Source organism: Alteromonas gracilis (assembly GCF_043642145.1).
Lineage (GTDB): Bacteria > Pseudomonadota > Gammaproteobacteria > Enterobacterales > Alteromonadaceae > Alteromonas > Alteromonas gracilis_B.
On record NZ_JBHZRZ010000027.1, the window covers coordinates 1 to 3,596 of the forward strand.

The 3,596-nt window shown below is 39.6% G+C and carries 4 protein-coding genes; all 4 read left to right on the plus strand.

Features of this window, described 5'->3' with window-relative positions:
• Positions 1–679 precede the first annotated feature (679 nt).
• The 4 genes from ACHUFN_RS20065 to ACHUFN_RS20080 all read left to right on the plus strand — a co-directional run bounded on the left by ACHUFN_RS20065 (position 680) and on the right by ACHUFN_RS20080 (position 3,558).
• Positions 680–940 carry a hypothetical protein gene (locus tag ACHUFN_RS20065; RefSeq protein WP_394224500.1) on the plus strand — a complete coding sequence of 87 codons (261 nt, stop codon included), beginning with the start codon at positions 680–682 and terminating at the stop codon, positions 938–940.
• A 599-nt stretch (positions 941–1,539) separates the two neighbouring features.
• A complete protein-coding gene (locus ACHUFN_RS20070) occupies positions 1,540–2,010 on the plus strand; it encodes a DUF2199 domain-containing protein (protein ID WP_394224501.1) in 471 nt (156 codons plus the stop codon).
• Between the two features lie 123 nt (positions 2,011–2,133).
• On the plus strand, positions 2,134–2,559 hold the full coding sequence (locus tag ACHUFN_RS20075; RefSeq protein ID WP_394224502.1) for a hypothetical protein: 426 nt from the start codon (positions 2,134–2,136) through the stop codon (positions 2,557–2,559).
• A 570-nt stretch (positions 2,560–3,129) separates the two neighbouring features.
• Positions 3,130–3,558 (plus strand): hypothetical protein, encoded by a 429-nt coding sequence (locus ACHUFN_RS20080; RefSeq protein ID WP_394224503.1) that lies wholly within the window; start codon positions 3,130–3,132, stop codon positions 3,556–3,558.
• Positions 3,559–3,596 lie beyond the last annotated feature (38 nt).

Below are 3,596 nucleotides of genomic sequence, written 5' to 3' on the forward strand. Positions count from 1 at the left end.
CGGTCGCTGGGACGCTAACACGTGGGCTGGCTCGCTTCGCTCGGATTTTAGCCCACGTGCTAGCGCCCCAAAGCTTAAAGTTAGGTGCTTATAAGAAAGGAATCTGAACTTGATCTCTCCTTTATATATTTTTCTGTGTTTTTTGTTTCTTATTATCGGAACTTTGTTATTCAATAGCTTTAAATATAAAGGGCTCGTGATTTTTTCGTGTTTGGTATTTGCCGTATTATTTTTAAATAGCTATTTTGATGAATCATCCGACTTTGCCAAGGAAAATAGTCATGCAAAGCTCATTCTAAGTCTATGCATTATCTACTTTGTTCCCGTAACACTGCTAGCTACCATTGCAAAACTGTGTGAAAAAGTAAGTTACTTAAAAAGTAGTGTTATTGCTGTAATCTCATCAATAATTGTCGGAGCAAGCTGGCCTGTTTTTGTACTGCTAACAATTTGTAGTATCGGCTTGGAATGTATTTAACCCTTTGGATAACAAGAGGTTGTTTATAAACGCACCTAACAAAAAAATTAAGTCGTTCCCGTTGGTCACTGGGACGCATACACGTGGGCTGCTTCGCATTTTAGCCCACGCGCCTGCGCCCCTTATTTAAAAGTTATGTACCAAGGTAAGAATTAAATTTAATGCCCTTAATTGGCGAAACTACAGGGAAGAGGTGAAAATATGCAAGTCTATGAATACGATTTAGTTGCCTTATTAATTCTTATCTTTGGCCTTTATGTTCTAACCAAAAGTGAACTTGAATTCACCCTATCTGCTGGACCAACAAAAACCAATGGATTTGTAGACGATAATAGTAAGTATACAAAGAGCAAAAAAGGTAATCTGGGTAAGGTTCAGACTAAAATTTTTGGTTGTGCGCTAATTGCTGCTAGTTATCTTATGTATACAACTATTAAAGGTGAACTTGTTTTTACACTGTAAATCAAAGGTTTTATAAGGGAATGGCACATAACAAAAAAATTAAGTCGTGGGCTAAAGCCCACTGGGACGCTAACACGCAGGGCCGCTTCGCTATTATGCCCTACGTGTTAGCGCCCCTTATTTAAAAGTTAGCTACACGAAGGAAGAGTACAAATTAAAAGGAAATATTCATTAGAGCTAGGTAGTCCATTTCTTAAAGAAAGAAATTGGTTTACTCTCAATAAATCAATGTTTCAAACTTTGATAAAACGACTTGCGACAAGAGAAAATCAGCTACGAAAAAATCGAAAGTCTTCATTTATTTTGTATCGCTGGAAACGATTATCAGCTGTTAAGCTATACCAACATCGTTTTGGCTCTGTGCCTGAGTTATTAGCAAAGAGATCACTGCCTAATCTCAGATCATACTATATCAATAATGGTGTTTATGTTTGGCCTTCAAATTCGTAGGTTATTTGGGGTTGTGTAGCTAACAAACAACTGTTGGCGCTCACTGCGTTCGCTGGGACACAAACACATGGGCTCCCTCGCTTCGCTCGTAATTTTAGCCCATGTATTTGTGCCCCAAAGTTGGGGTGTTAGCTTTCAGGAGAAATAAGTTGAAGTGCGGATGCTGTGGAAAAGATATCGGAGATATTTCTTTTGATAAAAGCTACAAAATGCCAGACGAAGTGTGGGCATTATCAGAAGCCGAGAAAGAAGAACGCACTCAAATAGATACTGATTTATGTAGACTAGATGAGCGTTATTTCTTGAGAGGAGTGGCATATATTCCTGTTACTGGTACCGAGAAAAGTTATGGTTGGGGTGTTTGGGTTGAAGTCCCAGAAGAAAACTTTTTTGAGTACGTAGAAAACTATGAAAATGACAATAGCTCTATACCTACATTTAAAGGTCTGGTTGCCAATAAAATCCCTAGTTATGAGAGTACGTTAAATCTACCTGTTCAAGTACAGCTAGGAAATGAAACTCAACGTCCTACATTTACTTTTACTGACCAAACACACTTATTAACTCAGGAACAATTAAGTGGTATTTGTATAGAAAAAGTTCATAGTTTCGGCGGTTGAAAGCTAACAAGTCAATAATGGCAAGGACGCAAAACGCATGGCTTGCGCTCCTTCGTCGCTAAGTATAGCCATGCATTTATGCGCCCCATATTGAGGCGTTAGGTAACGGTGTAGGGATTTGACTTGTTTAAGATTGGTTTAGCGCTTTTTATCTTTGGCCTAGGCTCTCTAACAGCAGATGTATTTAGCGATTGGACGCTTTTCTCTGCTTGGATTAACGGCAAAGAAAGTTCTTTTCAAGTGTCCGAGAAAGCTTTTACGGACCCTAATCAAGGGTTTCGCGCCAACGGCCCTGAATTATTCATCCACCACACTAACCCACCAACTGGTATTTTGGTTTACTCGCAAAAACTATTGCCCGCTCAAACCACTGTAGAGTGTAAGCTTTCTGGTAATATCTGCTTTTCAAATACTTATTCAACTCTAAGCTTTCTCAATCAAAGTGTTGTCACTGGTATTTATTTGCATATATTGTTGTTAGTTCTTGGTGTTGGTTTTATCGGTGCTCACTTTCTTCGTAGAAAGCCGTCACCTAACAATCCGCTGTAGTCGGTCGCAAGCTCCCTGGGACAATAACACGTAGGCTCCCTGCGCTTCGCTTGGTATTTTAGCCTACGTGTTATTGCCCCTAAGCGGGGCGTTATAAGCCAAGTTGAACATGCTAGATATTTTGTTTTTTTCTGTAGGAATAATTTTCTACTTAGCTGGAATTCATTTTTTAGTTAAGTTGCATAAATTCGTCAATTTGCGCTTTGGGTGGCCGAATCCGCGCGGCATAAGCAATATTCTTACTTGTTATTTAATTTTTGCAATATTCATCGTCACGGTCATTCCGGTAACAATATTTTTTCCAATATGGCTAAACTCGGTGTTTCAAGTAGCTCCTGACACGGAAACCACAAGAGCTATTCTTTTACTATCCGGCAGTTTTGTTTTAGGTTTAGTTATGTGGGCAAACTATAGGCAACAAAAACGGTGGTTTTAATCGGCTGGGCTTATAACAATCACATTAAGTCGGTCGCTAGCTCCCTGGGACAGTAACACGTGGGCTCTGTCGCTTCGCTCGGATTTTAGCCCACGTGTTACTGCCCCTTATGTGGGTAAGACCAAAGACTAGCGATGATTTATGAGCCTAAGGTTGTAAAAGTAGAGACTGATTTCGAATCAGACTCTACAGTAGACATTCACGGAATTATATTCGACAAAGAATGCTTAAACATTGCTGTTAAATCGAAGAGTTGGAGTATAAAAGTTCATTTCGATGCTATTTATGGTTTCAGAGTGCTTGATGAAGGTGATTTAGGCGAGTTTTGGAGTGAATGTAACTTAAAAACTGGTTGGTGTTTTGAAGTAATCGACGGTGGCTGGAATGCACTGGAAAACACTAGAGAACACTTCATTACGGGTAAGCTATATCATCCGAGGGAATACCTAATTATTGGTTTAAACGAGTGTGTTTCGGTTTTAGCTTTTGAGCAACCAAAGGTAGTAGAAACATCGCCTTCTAACACACATATGAGCCTCCGGGCTGTCAATGAAAAAAGATAGCCCTTTGACCACTATTTCAAGATCAATACCGTTGCCCT

Excerpts from the sequence above, each read along its gene's own strand:
- ACHUFN_RS20065 (WP_394224500.1), top strand. The coding sequence starts at position 680 with ATGCAAGTCTATGAATACGATTTAGTTGCCTTATTAATTCTTATCTTT.
- ACHUFN_RS20080 (WP_394224503.1), top strand. The coding sequence starts at position 3,130 with ATGATTTATGAGCCTAAGGTTGTAAAAGTAGAGACTGATTTCGAATCA.